This window comes from Brevundimonas sp. LF-1 (assembly GCF_037055305.1).
GTDB classification, from domain to species: Bacteria; Pseudomonadota; Alphaproteobacteria; order Caulobacterales; family Caulobacteraceae; genus Brevundimonas; species Brevundimonas sanguinis.
On sequence record NZ_CP146349.1, the window covers coordinates 2,542,295 to 2,559,870 of the forward strand.

Annotated in this window: 12 protein-coding genes, 1 tRNA gene and 3 pseudogenes; 11 read left to right on the plus strand and 5 right to left on the minus strand. The window is 66.8% G+C overall.

Annotated elements, in window-relative coordinates:
- The first annotated feature begins 158 nt into the window (after nt 1–158).
- The 6 genes from V8F63_RS14025 to lexA all read left to right on the plus strand — a co-directional run bounded on the left by V8F63_RS14025 (nt 159) and on the right by lexA (nt 6,520).
- Nucleotides 159–1,289, plus strand: a complete 1,131-nt coding sequence (locus V8F63_RS14025; RefSeq protein WP_392353729.1) for a hypothetical protein — start codon at nt 159–161, stop codon at nt 1,287–1,289.
- Entirely contained in the window at nt 1,217–2,080 is an 864-nt protein-coding gene (locus V8F63_RS14030) for a hypothetical protein (protein ID WP_392353730.1), read from the plus strand. Before V8F63_RS14025 ends, V8F63_RS14030 begins: the two co-directional genes overlap by 73 nt.
- 26 nt (nt 2,081–2,106) lie before the next feature.
- On the plus strand, nt 2,107–3,438 hold the full coding sequence (locus tag V8F63_RS14035; protein WP_392353731.1) for an autotransporter outer membrane beta-barrel domain-containing protein: 1,332 nt from the start codon (nt 2,107–2,109) through the stop codon (nt 3,436–3,438).
- 117 nt (nt 3,439–3,555) lie between these two features.
- On the plus strand, nt 3,556–4,671 hold the full coding sequence (locus tag V8F63_RS14040) for a hypothetical protein (RefSeq protein WP_392353733.1): 1,116 nt from the start codon (nt 3,556–3,558) through the stop codon (nt 4,669–4,671).
- Between the two features lie 56 nt (nt 4,672–4,727).
- Complete coding sequence (locus tag V8F63_RS14045) at nt 4,728–5,660, plus strand: S9 family peptidase (protein WP_392353735.1); 933 nt, start codon at nt 4,728–4,730, stop codon at nt 5,658–5,660.
- A gap of 155 nt (nt 5,661–5,815) precedes the next feature.
- On the plus strand, nt 5,816–6,520 hold the full coding sequence (lexA, locus tag V8F63_RS14050) for a transcriptional repressor LexA (RefSeq protein ID WP_278069156.1): 705 nt from the start codon (nt 5,816–5,818) through the stop codon (nt 6,518–6,520).
- A 168-nt stretch (nt 6,521–6,688) separates the two neighbouring features.
- On the opposite strand, the gene V8F63_RS14055 is transcribed toward lexA, so the two are convergent.
- Complete coding sequence (locus V8F63_RS14055) at nt 6,689–8,305, minus strand: ComEC/Rec2 family competence protein (protein WP_392353737.1); 1,617 nt, start codon at nt 8,303–8,305, stop codon at nt 6,689–6,691.
- The gene (locus tag V8F63_RS14060) at nt 8,253–8,780 is read right to left on the minus strand and encodes a DUF4131 domain-containing protein (protein WP_392353738.1); all 528 of its coding nucleotides are present in this window, start codon (nt 8,778–8,780) and stop codon (nt 8,253–8,255) included. The genes V8F63_RS14055 and V8F63_RS14060 overlap by 53 nt, the downstream gene beginning before the upstream one ends.
- Nucleotides 8,781–8,838: 58 nt before the next feature.
- Here V8F63_RS14060 and gltX point away from each other — a divergent pair.
- From gltX to V8F63_RS14085, 5 genes and pseudogenes are all read left to right on the plus strand, one after another.
- Nucleotides 8,839–10,253: pseudogene (gene gltX / locus V8F63_RS14065) on the plus strand (glutamate--tRNA ligase).
- Between the two features lie 65 nt (nt 10,254–10,318).
- Nucleotides 10,319–11,619 (plus strand): annotated as a pseudogene (gene gltA, locus V8F63_RS14070) (citrate synthase).
- Between the two features lie 135 nt (nt 11,620–11,754).
- A complete protein-coding gene (locus V8F63_RS14075) occupies nt 11,755–12,144 on the plus strand; it encodes a cupin domain-containing protein (protein ID WP_134581110.1) in 390 nt (129 codons plus the stop codon).
- A 170-nt stretch (nt 12,145–12,314) separates the two neighbouring features.
- A pseudogene (locus V8F63_RS14080) lies at nt 12,315–13,586 on the plus strand (acyl-CoA dehydrogenase family protein); the annotation flags it as partial.
- Complete coding sequence (locus V8F63_RS14085; protein WP_134581112.1) at nt 13,561–14,583, plus strand: phosphotransferase family protein; 1,023 nt, start codon at nt 13,561–13,563, stop codon at nt 14,581–14,583. The pseudogene V8F63_RS14080 and the gene V8F63_RS14085, both read left to right, overlap by 26 nt.
- Before the next feature lie 28 nt (nt 14,584–14,611).
- Here V8F63_RS14085 and V8F63_RS14090 read toward each other — a convergent pair.
- The 3 genes from V8F63_RS14090 to lon all read right to left on the minus strand — a co-directional run bounded on the left by V8F63_RS14090 (nt 14,612) and on the right by lon (nt 17,528).
- A tRNA-Val gene (locus V8F63_RS14090) sits at nt 14,612–14,688 on the minus strand.
- Nucleotides 14,689–14,735: 47 nt separating this feature from the next.
- Nucleotides 14,736–14,984 carry an HU family DNA-binding protein gene (locus tag V8F63_RS14095; RefSeq protein ID WP_235599242.1) on the minus strand — a complete coding sequence of 83 codons (249 nt, stop codon included), beginning with the start codon at nt 14,982–14,984 and terminating at the stop codon, nt 14,736–14,738.
- A 144-nt stretch (nt 14,985–15,128) separates the two neighbouring features.
- Nucleotides 15,129–17,528, minus strand: coding sequence for an endopeptidase La (lon, locus tag V8F63_RS14100; protein ID WP_392353741.1), 2,400 nt, complete (start codon nt 17,526–17,528; stop codon nt 15,129–15,131).
- Nucleotides 17,529–17,576: the final 48 nt, after the last annotated feature.

Below are 17,576 nucleotides of genomic sequence, written 5' to 3' on the forward strand. Positions count from 1 at the left end.
GGCCACGCTGTGGTTTTCATCTGCCGTTCAGCTTCAGCCGCCTAACGCCAGGCCTTGCAATCGCCTCAAATTCAAGAAATTTGGGGCATGTGGGTGCGGACCCTGTTAGGAGGGTCGGCTCAGTCCTTGCGCGTGCGACCACGAGGGGTTTCCTACCGATGCGTATTCTGCTCGCGACCGCTGTAGCGATCGCTCCCCTGATGGTTGCGGCCGGCGCCCAAGCCGAACAGGTCATCTCGAACGGCCGCACCACGCCGATCAGCACCTCGACCGCCAATAACGGCGCCCGCGACGACGTGCGGATCGCCAACGGCGGCTCCATCGCGGTCACCTCCGGCGCAGCCGTGACGCTGGATTCCAGCAACAGCGTCAAACTCGACGCCGGCTCCAAGATCGACATGCTGAAGGCCGCCGACGGCGCCACGGGCATACTCGCCAACGGCGGCAACACCGGCGACATCACCATCGGCGGCCCCATCACCATCACCGATGCGATCGACGAATATAAGGACGACGACAAGGACGGCGACCTGGACGGTCCCTTCGCTGAGGGCAATAACCGCTATGGCGTTCGTGTCACCGGCGCTTCGCCCCTGACGGGCAATATTCGGATCGAAAACTCCGGTTCGATCCGGGTTGAGGGCAACAATTCCGCCGGTCTGTCGGTCGAAGCGCCCCTGACCGGCAACATCGTCAGCCTGGGCCAGATCAACGTCATCGGCGACAACGGCTATGGCGTCCGCACGACCGGCGATGTCAGCGGCGACGTCACCCTGCTGGGCGGTATCGGCGTCGTCGGCGAGAACTCGACCGGCGTTGCCATCGACGGCGATGTCGGGGGCCAGGTCAAGATTCAAGGCGCCGTGACCGCCACCGGCTATCGCTACACCACGGCCCCGCCGTCCAAGCCCACGACGGGCGAACCCTGGCCCGGCCAGACCTATCTCGAAAACCTGGATGCGGACGACCTGCTGCAGGGCGGTCCGGCCGTGCGATCGCCGGCGATGTCGGCAAGGGCGTCGTTTTCGACACCGCCCCGTCCTACGGTTCGGGCGGCATCGACGGCGACGACGACGGCGACGGCGTCAAGAACGGCGACGAGGACGACGACGGCGACGGCAAGAAGAATCGCGAAGACGACGATCGCGACGGTGACGGCATCCCCGACGCCCAGGAAACGACCGCCACCATCCGCTCGTTCGGCGGGTCGGCGGCCGTGCTGGTCGGTTCGTCCGACAGCGCCATCACACTGGGCGCGGCCGGCGCGGGCGATTCCGCCTATGGCCTGATCAACCGCGGCTCCATCGAAGCGGCAGGCGTTTACAAGGACGTCGACGCCAAGGCCGTGCAGATCGGCGGCACGGGGCAGGACGTGACGGTCGTCGGCGGCTTCCGCAACGAAGGCACCATCGTCTCGTCCGCCGTTTCCGCGAACAGCAGCACCGTCCTGGTCGGCAGCGGCGCTTCCTTGCCTACCATCTTCAACAGCGGCGCCATCCAGGGCTCCATCGCCACCTCCGACGCCGACACGGCGAGCGGCGTCCTGATCCAGAGCGGCGCCAACGTCGGCTCGATCTCGAACTCGGGCAACATCGCCGTGGCGGTGAACGGGTCCAAGGGTTCGGCCGTGGCGATCCGCGACGAATCCGGCACGCTTTCCACGATCAACAACACCGGTCGCATCATCGCCGTCGTCACGCCCGAAAAGGATGTCGAGCGCACCGGTTCCGCCATCGCCGTGGACGTCAGCGCCAATACGACCGGCGTGACCTTCGTCCAGGACGGCGTGGTCATCCCGGACAACAAGTTGCCTGATGCTGACGGCGACGGGGTGCCGGACGCCAATGAACCTGGGATCGTCGGCGACATCCGCTTCGGCTCCGGCGCCGACGTGCTGGATCTGCGCAACGGCACGGTGAACGGCGACATCTCGTTCGGGACCGGGGCCGACCGCCTGTCGATCAGCGGCGGAGCCGTGGTCAAGGGCAAGCTGTCGAACGACGACGGCCAGCTCGACATCGACATTTCCAAGGGGTCCTGGACGCTCAGCAGACCACCAGCCTGGATATCTCCAGCCTGAACGTCGGCAAAGACGGCAAGCTGATCGTGACCCTGGACGAGGCGACGGCCGACGAGTTCCGCTACAACGTGTCCGGCTCAGCCGACCTGGCGGGCGCCAGCAGCCTGGGCGTGCGCTTCAACTCCCTGATCGCAGCCGAGGGCACGACCAGCTTCAAGGTGATCAAGGCCGGCGATCTGAACGCTGGAGACCTGACGTCCGAGCAGTTGCAGTCCAATTCTCCGTACGCCTTTGTCGTCGAGATCGGCGACGTGACCGGCAACGAACTGTCGATCGACGCCCGCAGGATCACGGCCGAAGAGGCCAAGATGATCAACTCGGAAGCCGCCGCCTACGACGTGCTCTACGCCGGGCTGGCCGATAACGAGGTCATCCGCGCGGCCCTGCTGAACCAGACGGATCGGGAAGGCTTCTTCAACGTCTATCAGCAGCTGCTGCCCGAGCACTCGGGCGGCCCCCTGCTGTCGCTGGCCAGCGGCGTCGACGCCGTGACCCGCGCCCTGACCGGCCGCAACGCCGCGGCGACGCCGGGCGAAACCAGCGCCTGGGTTCAGGAGATCAACTTCTACGCCGACAAGGATAAGACGGACACCTACGGCTTCCGCTCGGAGGGCTTCGGCCTGGCGGGCGGCGTCGAGCGCGGCACCTCGATGGGCGCCTTTGGCCTGACCGCCGCCTTCACCTCGTCCGATCTGGAAGACCCGGAATCGGCCGCTGAAGAAGTGCTGTCGGCCAACCTGCTGGAACTGGGCCTTTATTGGCGAGCCCAAGGGCAGTATTGGTCGACCTGGGCGCGCGCGGCGGGCGGCTACGCCTCCTTCAGCGCGACGCGCAAACTGGTCGCCGAGGGCGTCAACCTGAAGAATGAGTCCGACTGGCACGGCTTCACCCTGGCCGCAGCGGGCGGGGCTTCTTACGAGCGTCACTTCGGTCGTGTTAACGTCCGCCCTGAAGCCTATGTCGAATACTTCTCGCTGAGCGAGGACGCCCGCTCCGAACGCGGTGGCGGCGACGGGTTCGACCTGGATATCGACGAGCGCGACGGCCACCTGTTCTCGGGCGTGGCGGCCGTCAACATCGGCTACGGCTTCGGCAAGGACGGCTGGATCCGCCCGGAAGTCCGTCTGGGCTGGCGTCAGAACTTCTCGGTCGACGCCGGGACCACCATCGCCCGCTTCGCCTCGGGCGGCGACGCCTTCACCCTGACGCCCGCCAGCATCGAAGGCGGCGGCCCGATCCTGGGCTTCCGTCTGAATGTGGGCAACGAGCTGGGGATGCTGGCCATCACCGGCGACGCCGAACTGCTGGAAGACTACGTCCGCTACACCCTGCTGCTGCGGGCCAGCTTCAAGTTCTGATTCTTCTTCGGGATTCGGATCAAAACGGGCCGTCGGATTCGTTCCGGCGGCCTTTTCCGTATCTTGTCGTCGCCTCGCGTCTTCCTATGATCCCTGTCAGTTCAGAGGGGGATTCATATGAACAAGTTCGCCTGGGCCGCCTGCGCCCTGATCCTTAGCGCCCACGCCCCGGCGCTGGCCCAAACGGTGCCGGCCCAGACGGCGCCGGCCGGTCAGACCGCCCTGCCCGCCGCCGACCGAGGCCTGTTCACGGCCCAGGACCTGTTTGGCATGGAGGTCGCCTCCGACGCCCAGATCAGCCCCGACGGCAGCCGGATCGCCTATGTCCGCCAGACGGCCGACATCATGACCGATCAGATGCGTCCGACCATCTGGCTGATTGACGTGAAGACGGGCCAGCACTCGCCGCTGGTCGCCTCGGCCGGCTCGCACCGCCAGCCGCGCTGGTCGCCGGATGGAACGCGCCTGTCCTACATCTCGAACGCCGAGGGCGGCGCGCCCCAACTGTTCGTGCGCTGGATGGCGTCGGGTGAATCGGTCCGCGTCACCAACCTGCCCAACACCCCGTCCAGCATAAGCTGGTCGCCCAACGGCGAGCAGTTGGCCTATTCGGTCCTGGTTCCCGGCGACAAGCCCAAGATCGGCTCGCCTTTGGCCAAACCGGAAGGCGCCAAATGGGCCCCGCCGCTGGAGATTATCGACACCGTATCCTATCGCTCGGACGGTCAGGGCTATCTCAAGCCCGGTTTCCGCCACGTCTTCGTCGTCGGCGCCCAAGGCGGCGGCGCGCGCCAACTGACTCACGGCGACTTCAATCACGGCGGCGGCCTGTCCTGGTCGGCTGATTCTCGCACCCTGTACCTCAGCGCCAACCGTCGCCCCGACTGGCAGCGCGAGGCCAATGACAGCGAAGTCTTCGCCCTGGACGTGCAGACGGGCGGCCTGACCGCCCTGACCAGCCGCGCCGGTCCCGACAACTCGCCCGTCGCCTCGCCCGACGGCCGCCGCATCGCCTATCTCGGCTATGACGACAAGCGGATGGGCTATCACAACACCCGCCTCTATGTGATGGACGCCGACGGCTCGAACAGCCGGGTGCTGACGGCGAACCTGGACCGGTCGGTCAAATCACCGGTGTGGAGCCGCGACGGCCGCTCGGTCTATGTCGCCTATGACGATCAGGGCCGCACCAAGGTCGCCCGCGTCTCGCTGGACGGCGTCGTCACCCCCTGATCGAAGACCTGACGGGCGACGATTTCGGCCGTCCCTACACCGGCGGCGACTTCACCGTGGCCGACGACGGCGCCATCGCCTTCACGCGCGGCACGCCCACACGCCCGGCCGACGTCCATGTGCTGAAGGGCGGCCGCAGCACCCAGCTGACGCGCCTCAACGCCGACTTCCTCAGCGCCCGCCGTCTGGGCGAGGTGCGCCGCATCCAGGTCGCCTCGTCTCACGACCAGCGCGCGGTCGAAAGCTGGCTCACCCTGCCGGCCGACTATGTCGAGGGGCAGCGCTATCCGTTGGTGCTGGAAATCCACGGCGGCCCGTTCGCCGCCTATGGCCCGCACTTCGCCACCGACAATCAGCTGTTCGCCGCTGCGGGCTACGCCGTGCTGTCGGTCAACCCGCGCGGTTCGACCTCCTATGGGGACGAGTTCGCCAACCTGATCCACCACAACTATCCGTCGAACGACTTTGACGACCTGATCAGCAGCGTGGACGCCGTCATCGCCCAGGGCGTCGCCGATCCCAACCGCCTGTTCGTCACCGGCGGCTCGGGCGGCGGGGTGCTGACCAGCTGGATCGTCGGCAAGACCGACCGCTTCAAGGCCGCCGTGGTCCAGAAGCCCGTCATCGACTGGGCCAGCTTCGTGCTGACGGCCGACAACCCGGCCTTCTTCGCCCGCTACTGGTTCGGCGAGTTCCCGTGGGAGAACCCGGAGGCCTATTGGCGCCGGTCGCCGCTGTCGCTGGTCGGCAACGTCAAGACCCCGACCATGGTCGTCGTCGGCGACGAGGATTACCGCACCCCGGTCAGCGAGTCGGAGCAGTACTACACCGCCCTGCAACTGCGCGGCGTCCCCACGGCCCTGGTGAAGATCCCCGGCGTCGGCCACAGCCTGGCCGTCCGTCCGTCCCAGAACGCGGCCCGCATGAACGCCATGATCGAATGGTTCGAGCGCTACAAGGACGGCGCTCCGGCGACGCCCGCCCGCTAAGGTCAGGTTCCGCCAGCCCTGAAGCCCGCGCCCGCCGTCGAACGGCAGGCGCGGGTTTCTGCTTTGAGGGCCTCAAGCGTGACGTTAGTTGACTTTTAACCAGAACACTTACAGAACATCACCAACGGTTCACGCCTTGTTCTGGATTCGCCGCCATGCTCACGAAGAAACAGCACGAACTCCTGATGTTCATTCATGAGCGCATCCGCGAGACGGGCGTTTCCCCGTCCTTCGACGAGATGAAGGAGGCGCTGGACCTGGCGTCCAAGTCGGGCATCCACCGCCTGATTACGGCGCTTGAGGAACGCGGCTTTATCCGCCGCCTGGCCCACCGCGCTCGCGCGCTGGAGGTCGTGAAGCTGCCGGAACAGGCGACGACCGCTGCTCCGGCCAAGGGGCGCGCTCCCTTCAAGCCCGACGTGATCGAGGGCGGCGGCCTGGGCCCGCGCCCGGCCGCGGCCGAGGCCGCCAATGACGTTCGTGACCTGCCCCTGTTGGGCAAGATCGCCGCCGGCACCCCGATCGCCGCCATCCAGCACGAACGCGAGCGCCTGCCGGTCCCGGAGTCCATGCTGGGCGCCGGCGAACACTACCTGTTGGAAATCGAAGGTGATTCCATGATCGAGGCCGGCATCCTCGACGGGGACACGGTCATCATCAAGCGGGTGGAGAGCGCCTCTTCCGGCGAAATCGTCGTCGCCTTGGTCGAGGGCGAAGAGGCCACGCTCAAGCGCCTGCGAAAGAAGGGCCAGTCCATCGCCCTGGAGCCCGCCAACAGCGCCTATGAGACCCGCATCTTCGGCCCTGATCAGGTTGAGGTTCAAGGCAAGCTGGTCGGCCTGCTGCGCCGGTATCACTGAGGCGCAGCCCTATAAACTCCGATCATCCCGGCCGACGCCGGGACCCAGTGCTTTGGCTTCAAACGGGGCCGTTTGATTGTCCCCTCGCCTCCTCTGGCCAGCGACAGCACGCGTATCTCTTACTAGATCCCGGCGTCCGCCGGGATGAGCGGGATTAAGAGACGGCGCCTATTCTGCTCCTCCACCGCTCCACGGTCGCCGTCCCCGCACTTCCGCCGCCCACAGGGCGCGCCAGCCGCCGGCGCCGTCGCGCCATAACTCCACCGAACCGCCGCGCGCATAGTCGGCGCCGTCCAGCACCAGCCGCCCTTGGCACGACGACGGCAGGGTTGTGATCACGGCGCGCACGCTGATCACCTGCGCGCTACGGCACATCTGATCCAGCTGCTCGGGCGTCGGCGCCGCCTTGCCCCACCACAGCGCCAGCGGCCCCGGTTCGCCGTCCGGCGCGCAGTAGGAACGCTTGCAGGTCCAGCCCTCGGGCGACCGTGCGACCGGCTCCAGCCCTCGACGCCGGGACCAAAGGTCGCTGGCGAATTGGCGCACTGCCGGCCGCACCACGACCGCGTCGCTTTCGAGCCGATAGGCCGCATTCGCTCCACCATCGCCGATCCAGATATCCGGCGGGGCCGGGCGCGGCCAGATCAGCACAGCCGCCGCAAACGGCAAGCCCAGAAACCGCCACGGCCCCCGCCACAGGCACATGAACAATATGCCCAGAAAGGCGACCGGCAGGGCGGCCGCAGGAGCGCTGGGGATCGCCTTCACGGCGCCCGGCAGACTGGCCGCCCAGTGTCCGATCATCAGCATGGCGTCGACTGACTGACCCGCCACCCACAGGAAGGGCGCGCCCAGTCCCAAAGGCTCCAGCGCTGCGCCCAGCGCCAGGGCGGGCATCATGACGAAATCCGCCAGCGGCGCCGTCGCCATATTGGCGATCAGCCCGTAGACGGCCGTGCGATTGAAGTGCTGCATGGCGAACGGTCCGGTCGCCATGCCCGCCACCAGGCTGGCGGCGCAGGCGGCCATCAGCCAACTGGTCAACCGCTGCGCGGCGACGATAGGCCAGGGCGCGGCGAACTCGCGGATACGGCGCGGCCAGACCTCGACAAGCGCCACCAGCGCCGCTGTCGCCGCGAACGACATCTGGAACCCGGGCGTCACGACGGCCTCTGGCCGCAGCAAGAGCACGGCAAAAGCCGCCGCCGACAGGGCCCGCATGGTCACCGCCTGCCGATCCGTCAGGATCGCCAGAAAGGCGATCGACGCGGTAATCGCGGCGCGCTCGGCCGGCGGCGGCGCGCCCGAGATGACGAGATAGGTCCCCACCGCGATCAACCCTGCGATCGCCGCGGCCTTCTTGCCCGAGACGCGCAGCGCCAGCCACGGCCACGCCGCAACGAGAAGGCGGGCGGCAAAGAAGACAAAGCCGCCCACGACCGCCATATGCAGGCCCGAGATCGACAGGATGTGCGCCAGCCCGGAATCGCGCATGGCGTCCAGATCCGGATCCTGAATCCATGTTTCGTGACCGGTCGTCATGGCCGCCGCCACCCCGCCGGTCCGCTCGCCCAGACGCGCCACGATCCGCTCAGCCAGAGTATAGCGAACCGCATTGACCTTCATCGTCGCCCTTACCCGCCACGGGGGCGGGGCGAGCACCGCCGGACGGGTCGGGCCCAGGGCGAACAGGGTCCCGCCCATCCCCTTGAAATAGGCGTTGCGGCCGAAGTCATAGGCGCCCGGGCTGGCGGGCGGCGGCGGCGGGTTCAGGATGCCGAACACCCGGATCGGCGCGCCCGGTGGCGGCGGCGCCCTTCACCGTCACGCGCAGCCGCTCGGGCGTTTGCTCAGGCGTCAGGCCCCGCACGCGCACCGGCGCCACCACGACACGCGCCCCGTTCTGACCGGACGAGTCCACGTCTATGACCCAGCCCTCGACCTGGGTGGGCGCCATGTCCGCAGGCGCGATCGGCGCCGCCACAGCCTCTGTTCTCAGCTTGGCCACCGCCAGTCCGCCCGCGAAGCAGGCCAGCATCAGCAGGATCAGGGTCGCCCAACGCGGCGCGCCTCTGACCCGACCGATGATCCAGACGCCGACCAGGACGGCGGCGCCCAGCACCAGCGGCCAGGTCGCCGGCTCGCCCTTCAGAGCGAAGTAGGCCGCGCACCCGGCGCCGAAGCAGACGGACGACCATAGCGGCCAGCGTTCGGCCTGCGCCCGCGCGTCGGCGAGCAAGCTGGCAAATAACCGGGCCATAAGGGTTCGCTTCCCCACAGGCGGGCGTATAAGACCCTGCCCTATGGATGCTGCCTCTATGACCTCCCCTTCATCGACCGTCGTCACCCGCTTCGCCCCCTCGCCCACAGGCTACCTGCATATCGGCGGGGCGAGAACCGCGTTATTCAACTGGCTTTACGCCAAGGGACGCGGCGGCAAATTCCTGATCCGCATCGAGGATACCGACCGCGAGCGGTCGACGGACGATGCGGTCAAGGCCATATTCGACGGCCTGTCCTGGCTTGAGCTGTTCGGCGACGAAGAGCCCGTCTTCCAGTTCGGCCGCGCCGACCGCCACCGCGAGGTGATCAATGAGCTGCTGGCGACAGGCCACGCCTATCGCGACTTCCTGACGGCCGACGAGACCACGGCCCTGCGCGACCAGGCCAAGGCCGAGGGCGCGACTTCGTCTCGCCCTGGCGCGACCGCGAGCCCAGCGTCGATGACCTGGCCAAGCCGCACACTGTGCGCTTCCGTCGGCCGCTGGATCAGGCCGTCGTCGTCGAGGACGCCGTGCAGGGGACGGTGCGCTGGGAATCGGCGTCGCTGGACGACCTGGTCATCCTGCGTTCCGACGGGGCGCCGACCTATAATCTGGCCGTGGTGGTGGACGACCACGACATGGGCGTGACCCACGTCATCCGCGGCGACGACCATCTGAACAACGCCGCCCGCCAGAGCCTGATCTACGACGCGCTCGGCTGGGCCCGACCGACCTTCGCCCACATCCCCCTGATCCACGGCCCCGACGGCGCCAAGCTGTCCAAGCGCCACGGCGCCCAGGCCGTGCACGAATACGCCGACATGGGTTATCTGCCCGAAGCCATGCGCAACTATCTGGCCCGTCTGGGCTGGGCGCACGGCGACGATGAACTGTTCAGCGACGAACAGGCCCTCGCTTGGTTCGACCTGGCGGGCGTCAACAAAGCGCCCGCCCGCCTGGACTTCGACAAACTGGCCCACGTCAACGCCCACTGGCTGCGGCTGGCGGACGACGACCGCCTCGCCAAACTGACGCTCGACGCCCATTTGGCGCGCGGCCGCACCCTGGAGCCGGACGACGAGGAACGGCTGCTGCGGGCCATGCCTTTCGTCAAGGATCGCGCTAAGACCATCCCCGAGTTGGCGGATCAAACGGCATTCGTGTTGCAGGCGCGTCCACTCGCGCTCAACGAGAAATCGGCCGGTTTGCTGCAAGGCGAAAGCGGGCAGAGAATTTCACGACTGCGTGAACGTCTGGCTCTTTTCCAAAGCTGGGATGTCTTCGCCCTTGAAGCCGAACTTAAGGCGTTCGCCGAGGAAGAAGGCGTAGGCTTCGGAAAAATAGGACCTTCCATGCGCGCCGCCTTGACGGGCGGTTCGGCCTCGCCCGATATCGCACGAACTCTTTGCGCTCTCGGGCGTGACGAAAGTCTCGGACGCTTGGATGATGCGCTGCAACAGACTAAGTGATCTCCCATAACCAACTCAGGCCGACCGCCTCCCCGCGCCGGTCCAAGGAAGAACAAGGGGCCTAGATGACTGAACAAGCGAAACCCGCCGGCTCGGCGACCCTGTCCTATCAGGACAAGACTGTAGAGCTCCCCGTCCTTTCCGGCTCGACCGGCCCGGACGTCATCGATATCCGCAAGCTGTACGGCGGCACCGGCGCCTTCACCTTCGACCCCGGCTTCACCTCCACGGCGGCCTGCGATCGGCCCTGACCTATATCGACGGCGACGCCGGCGTGCTGCTGCACCGCGGCTATCCGATCGACCAGTTGGCCTCGAAGTCCAACTTCCTGGAAGTCTGCCACCTGCTGCTGCACGGCGAACTGCCAAACGCCGCCGAATACGAAGAGTTCGAGCAGTGCGTCACGCGCCACACCATGCTGCACGCCCAGTTCGACCGCTTCTTCGAAGGCTTCCGCCGCGACGCCCACCCGATGGCGATCATGGTCGGCACCGTCGGCGCCCTGTCGGCCTTCTATCACGACAGCCTGGACATCCATGATCCGGTGCAGCGCAACATCTCGGCCATCCGCCTGATCGCCAAGATGCCGACGATCGCGGCCCGCGCTTACAAGTATCACATCGGGCAGCCCTTCATCTCGCCGCGCAACGACCTGTCGTACGCCGAGAACTTCCTGCGCATGTGCTTCGCCGTGCCGGCCGAGGACTACCACGTCGATCCGGCGCTGGTGCGCGCGATGGACCGCATCTTCATCCTGCACGCCGACCACGAACAGAACGCCTCGACCTCGACCGTCCGCCTGGCCGGTTCGTCGGGCGCCAACCCGTTCGCCTGTATCGCCGCCGGCATCGCCTGCCTGTGGGGCCCGTCGCACGGCGGCGCCAATGAAGAGGCGCTGAACATGCTGAAGGAAATCGGCACCCCGGACCGCATCCCCGAGTTCATCGAGGGCGTGAAGGCGCGCAAGTACAAGCTGATGGGCTTCGGCCACCGCGTGTACAAGAACTACGATCCGCGGGCCAAGGTGATGCAGCAGTCGGCCTATGAAGTGCTGGCCGCCACGGGTCGCGAGAACGACCCGCTGTTCCAGGTCGCCAAGGAACTGGAAGCCGTCGCCCTGCAGGACGAGTATTTCACCTCGCGCAAGCTGTTCCCGAACGTCGACTTCTACTCGGGCATCACCCTGTCGGCCATGGGCTTCCCGACCACCATGTTCACCGTGCTGTTCGCCCTGGCGCGCACCGTGGGCTGGATCGCCCAGTGGCAGGAAATGATGGCCGATCCGTCGCAGAAGATCGGCCGCCCGCGTCAGCTGTACACCGGCCCGACCGAGCGCGATTACGTGCCGCTGGCCCAGCGCGGCTAAGCGATCAAAAGCGTAAGACTGCACAAACGCCGGGGCGAAAGCTCCGGCGTTTTTCTGGTTTTGCGAAAGATCAAGACCCGGCCGCTTCGGGCGCGTTATGAGTCGAACTCTCCCAGTTCTTCATGAGGATCCGCCATGCAAGGCTATCTTGACGACATCGAACGGGCCACGCTCGACAACGACGACTATCGCCGCGTGCTCTACACCGGCCGTCACCTGCAACTGGTGCTGATGACGCTTCAACCGGGCGAAGAGATCGGCGAAGAGGTCCACGAAGGCCACGACCAGTTCTTCCGCATCGAACAGGGCGAAGGACAGATCGTCATCGACGGGCAGTCGCGCCCCGCCAAGGCTGAGTCCGGCATCATCGTTCCGGCCGGCGCCCGTCACAACCTGATCAACACCGGCTCGCAGCCGCTGAAGCTCTACACCCTCTATGGCCCGCCGGAGCATCGCCACGACGTGGTCCACCCGACCAAGGCCGACGAAGCCGAAGAACATTTCGACGGCAAGACCTCGGAATAGGCTCAGGCGACCGGCGCGCTCCCCCTGCAGACGGAGGAGCGCGCCCTCTGCCTTGGACGCTTCAGCCGATTTCAGATGACGAACGGTCTGGCATGGTGAAGCCTGTCGAGAATCTTCGACCGGTTGAAAGACCGACTCGGCGTTGTGGCCATGCCTAAGGGAGTTAAGCGATGGATTTCACCCTGACGGAACGCGAGCGTTCGTTTCAGGCGCGCGTCCGGGCCTTCATGGCCGACAAGGTGCGTCCGCGCGTCGCCGCCGTCCACGCCGAGATCGCTGAAGGCGACCGCTGGGCCGCGCCCCTGCCCTCGATCGAGGCGTTGAAGGCCGAGGCGCGCGCCGCCGGCCTGTGGAACCTGTTCATGCCGCCCGCCCCCGAAGGCATGGCCGAGCCGGACGATTTCGAGTTCACGGGCGAACGGCTGACCAACCTCGAATACGCCCTGTGCGCCGAAGAGATGGGCCGCATCGAATGGGCCAGCGAAGTGTTCAACTGCTCAGCGCCCGATACGGGCAATATGGAGGTGCTGCACCGCTACGGCTCGCCCGCTCAGAAGGCGCAGTGGCTGATTCCGTTGATGAACGGCGAGATCCGCTCAGCCTTCCTGATGACCGAACCGGCCGTCGCCTCGTCCGACGCCACCAATATCCAGACGCAAATCCGTCGCGACGGCGACTGCTATGTCATCAACGGCCGGAAATGGTGGTCGTCGGGCGCGGGCGATCCACGCTGCCGCGTCGCCATCGTCATGGGCAAGACCGACCCGGACGAGAAGACCTATCGCCAGCAGTCGATGATCCTGGTGCCGATGGATGCGCCGGGCGTGAAGATCGAGCGGCCGCTGAGCGTCTATGGCTATGACCACGCCCCGCACGGCCACATGGAGGTCAGCCTCACCGACGTGCGGGTGCCGGTCGAGAATATCCTGCTGGGCGAGGGGCGCGGCTTCGAGATCGCGCAGGGCGCCTTGGCCCCGGCCGCATCCACCACTGCATGCGCACCATCGGCGCGGCCGAAGAGGCGCTGGAGGCGATGACGCGCCGCCTGATGTCGCGCGTCGCCTTTGGCAAGCGGATCGGCGAACATTCGGTCTGGGAAGAGCGCGTCGCGCGCGCCCGCATCGACATCGAGATGACGCGCCTGCTGTGCCTCAAGGCCGCCGACATGATGGACCGCGCGGGCAACAAGGCGGCCAAGGACGAGATCGCCATGGTCAAGGTCCAGGCGCCGATGATGGCCCTGCGCATCATCGACGACGCCATCCAGGCCCACGGCGGCGGCGGCGTGTCCCAGGACTTCGAGCTGGCCGCGGCCTGGGCGGGCATCCGCACCCTGCGCCTCGCCGACGGCCCCGACGAGGTGCACGCCCGCGCCATCGCCCGGTCCGAGTTCGCCCGCCACGCTGAGGCGGCGCGATGAGCGATCTAGACGTCGCGCGTCTGGGACAGTGGCTGGCGGGCGTCCTGCCCGCCGCGCCCGCCGATATCCATCTGGAGAAGTTCCCCGGCGGCCAGTCGAACCCGACCTACCGGATGACCGTCGACGGCCGGGACTATGTCCTGCGCCGCCGCCCGTTCGGCCCCCTGCTGCCCTCGGCCCATGCGGTCGAGCGTGAATATCGGCTGATCAGCGCCCTGCATCCGACCGGCTTTCCCGTGCCCGCGCCGCTCGCCCTGTGTCAGGACGACGCCGTCATCGGCTCGGCCTTCTATGTGATGGAGTTGGTCGAGGGACGCACCTTCTGGAACGGCGCCCTGCCGGGCCTGTCGCCGTCCGAGCGCCGCGCCGCCTATGAGGCCATGGTCGATACGTTGGCCCAGTTGCACAGCGTCGATCCGGTCGCCGTGGGACTGGAGGATTTCGGGCGCCCCGGAAACTATTTCGAGCGTCAGGTCGCGCGCTGGACCAAGCAATATCGCGCCGCCCAGACCGACGACCTGCCCGAGGTCGAACGCCTGATCGACTTCCTGCCGCGCACGGCGCCGGAACAGACCCGCACCGCCATCATCCACGGCGACTATCGCATCGACAACCTGATCTACGCCCCCGATTCCATGACGGTCCGGGCCGTGCTGGACTGGGAGTTGGCGACGCTGGGCGACCCTCTGGCCGACTTCGCCTATCTGGCCATGAACTGGATTCTGCCCGCCGACGGCCGCGCCGGGCTAAACGGTCTGGACCTTGAGGCCGCGGGCATTCCTTCGCTGGACGACATGGCCCGGCGATATTGCGCCGCCACCGGGCGCGACACCCTGCCGGACCTGCACTGGCACTTCGCCTTCAACCTGTTCCGCCTGATCGGCATCATCCAGGGGGTGAAGAAGCGGATGCTGTCGGGCAACGCCTCCAGCGCCAAGGCCGCCGACGCCGTGGCCATGCTGCCGGCCCTGACCAAGGCCGCCTGGCGTGAAGCTCGCCTCGCCGGCTCCGAAGAATAGGACGCCCTGCCCGTCCGAACGGAAGTGATGGTAGGCGGCGACGGGTTCGAACCGCCGACCCTCTCGGTGTAAACGAGATGCTCTGACCAGCTGAGCTAGCCGCCCGCATCATTCGACTCAATGTCGAGGACAGGCTTCATGCCCTGTGGCGGTCAGCCGTTCAAGGCGCTTTTCAAGCCTTCGCCCGGGCGAAAGCGCGCGGTGCGAGAGGCGGGCCGCGCGATCTCCTGACCGGTCTGAGGATTGCGCGCCACGCCCGCCTTGCGCTCGGCGGCGACGAAGCTGCCGAAGCCGACCAGGCGCACAACGCGCCCCTCTACAAGAGAGGCCGTCACCTGATCGGTAAACGCCTCCAGCGCCAGCTTGGCCTGGTCGCGGCTGATCCCCGCCGCCTGGGCCATGCGGCCGATCAGTTCAGTCTTGGTCACGTCGAAAGCCCCCTCGCGAACGAAGGCGGAACTTAAGCGGCTATTGGGGCGCAGGTCAAAAGAGGCGGCTCGGGTCGCCCCGAGCCGCCTCTCGTCACTCTCAGGCCAAGGCCCGCATCAGTGGCTGATGCTGGCCCCCTCGCCGGCCAGCGGCGCCGGCGGCGTCGGGGTCATGGGTTCGGCCGCCTCGTCCCACTCGACGGGGGTCGGCGTGCCGGTCAAGGCCCACTTCAGCGCCTCGTCGGCGTTAGAGATCGGTACGATCTCCAGGGCCGCCTTGACGTTTTCCGGCACCTCCTCGAGGTCCTTCTCGTTCTCCTGCGGGATCAGGACCGTCTTCACGCCTGAGCGAAGCGCGGCCAGCAGCTTCTCCTTGAGGCCGCCGATGGCCGTGACCCGACCGCGCAGGGTGATCTCGCCGGTCATGGCGATGTCCTTGCGGATGGGAATGCCGGTCAGAACCGACACCATGGCCACCGTCATGGCCACCCCCGCCGAGGGGCCGTCCTTGGGCGTGGCGCCGTCCGGCACGTGCACGTGGATGTCGGTCTTCTCGAACAGCGGCGGCTTGACGCCGAAGCTGAGGGCGCGGCTGCGGACGTAGGACGCCGCCGCCGAGATCGACTCCTTCATGACATCCTTCAGGTTGCCGGTCACGGTCATGCGGCCGCGGCCCGGCATCTTCAGGGCCTCGATGGTCAGGATGTCGCCGCCGAACTCGGTCCAGGCCAGGCCGGTGACGATGCCGACCTGATCTTCCGCATCCGTCTCGCCGTAACGGAACTTCTTCACGCCCGCGTATTCGGCCAGCTTGGCCGCATCCACGGTGATCGAGGCGGCGTTGGTCCTGGCCATCTCGCGCACCGCCTTGCGGGCCAGACCGCCCAGGGCGCGCTCCAGCGAACGCACGCCGGCTTCGCGCGTGTAATAGCGGATCAGCCCCCGGATCGTGTCGTCAGGGACGATCAGCTCGCCCTCCTTCAGGCCGTGGTCCTTGAGTTGCTTGGGCAGGACGTGGCGGCGGGCGATTTCGACCTTCTCATCCTCGGTGTAGCCAGAGACGCGGATGATCTCCATGCGGTCCAGCAGGGGCTGGGGCATGTTCAGGCTATTGGCCGTGGTGACGAACATCACCGGCGACAGGTCGTAGTCGACCTCCAGATAGTGGTCGCCGAAGGTCGAGTTCTGGGCCGGGTCCAGCACTTCCAGCAGCGCCGAGGACGGGTCGCCGCGCCAGTCGGCGCCCAGCTTGTCGATCTCGTCCAGCAGGACGAAGGCGTTGGTGGTTTTCGCCTTCTTCATCGACTGGATGATCTTGCCGGGCATGGAGCCGATATAGGTCCGGCGGTGACCGCGGATCTCGGCTTCGTCGCGCACGCCGCCCAGCGACATGCGGACGTATTCACGCCCCGTCGCCTTGGCGATCGACTGGGCCAGCGAGGTCTTGCCGACGCCCGGAGGGCCGACGAGGCACAGGATCGGCCCCTTCAGGCTGCCGGTGCGCGCCTGAACGGCCAGATACTCGATGATCCGTTCCTTGACCTTCTCCAGGCCATAGTGATCCTCTTCGAGGATGTCCTCGGCCTTCTGCAGGTCGATGGGCTTTGGCCGGGTCTTGGACCACGGGATCGACAGCAGCCAGTCGAGGTAGTTGCGCACCACGGTCGATTCCGCCGACATCGGCGACATGTTGCGCAGCTTCTTCAGCTCCGCCTCGGCCTTGGTGCGGGCCTCCTTGGACAGGCGCGTCTTCTTGATGCGCTTTTCCAACTCCAGCAGTTCGTCACGCGCGTCGTCGGTCTCGCCCAGCTCGCGCTGGATCGCCTTCATCTGCTCGTTCAGATAATACTCGCGCTGGGTCTTCTCCATCTGCCGCTTCACGCGGCTGCGGATCTTCTTCTCGACCTGAAGGACGCTGATCTCGCCTTCCATCATGCCGTAGACCTTCTCAAGCCGCGCCGGGATGACGACAGTTTCGAGCAGGGCCTGCTTGTCGGCGATCTTGACCGACAGATGCGCGGCGACCGAGTCCGCCAGCTTGGACGGGTCGGTGATCTGGGGGATGGCGCTGAGGGCCTCGGGCGGGACCTTCTTGTTCAGCTTCACATAGTTTTCGAACTGCTCGATCACGGCGCGCAGCAAGGCTTCGCTCTGCGACGGATCGCCGGCTTCATCGTCGATCTCCACGGCCTCGGCTTCGTAGTAGTCCTCACGGTCGGTGAAGCGAGTCAGGCGCGCGCGCGACTTGCCCTCGACCAGCACCTTCACCGTGCCGTCCGGCAGCTTCAGCAGTTGCAGCACCGTGGCCAGCACGCCGGTCGAATAGATGGCGTCCGTCGCCGGGTCGTCATCGACCGAGTTCATCTGGGTGGCGAGCAGGATCTGCTTCTCGCCCTTCATGATCTCGTCGAGGGCGCGCACGGACTTCTCGCGCCCGACAAACAGCGGCACGACCATGTGCGGAAAGACGACGATGTCTCTCAGCGGCAGGACAGGGAGGATTTTGCTCTCGGTCATGATGCGTACTTTCGGGGGCCATCGTGAATCTCCGGCCCGCCGAACCGG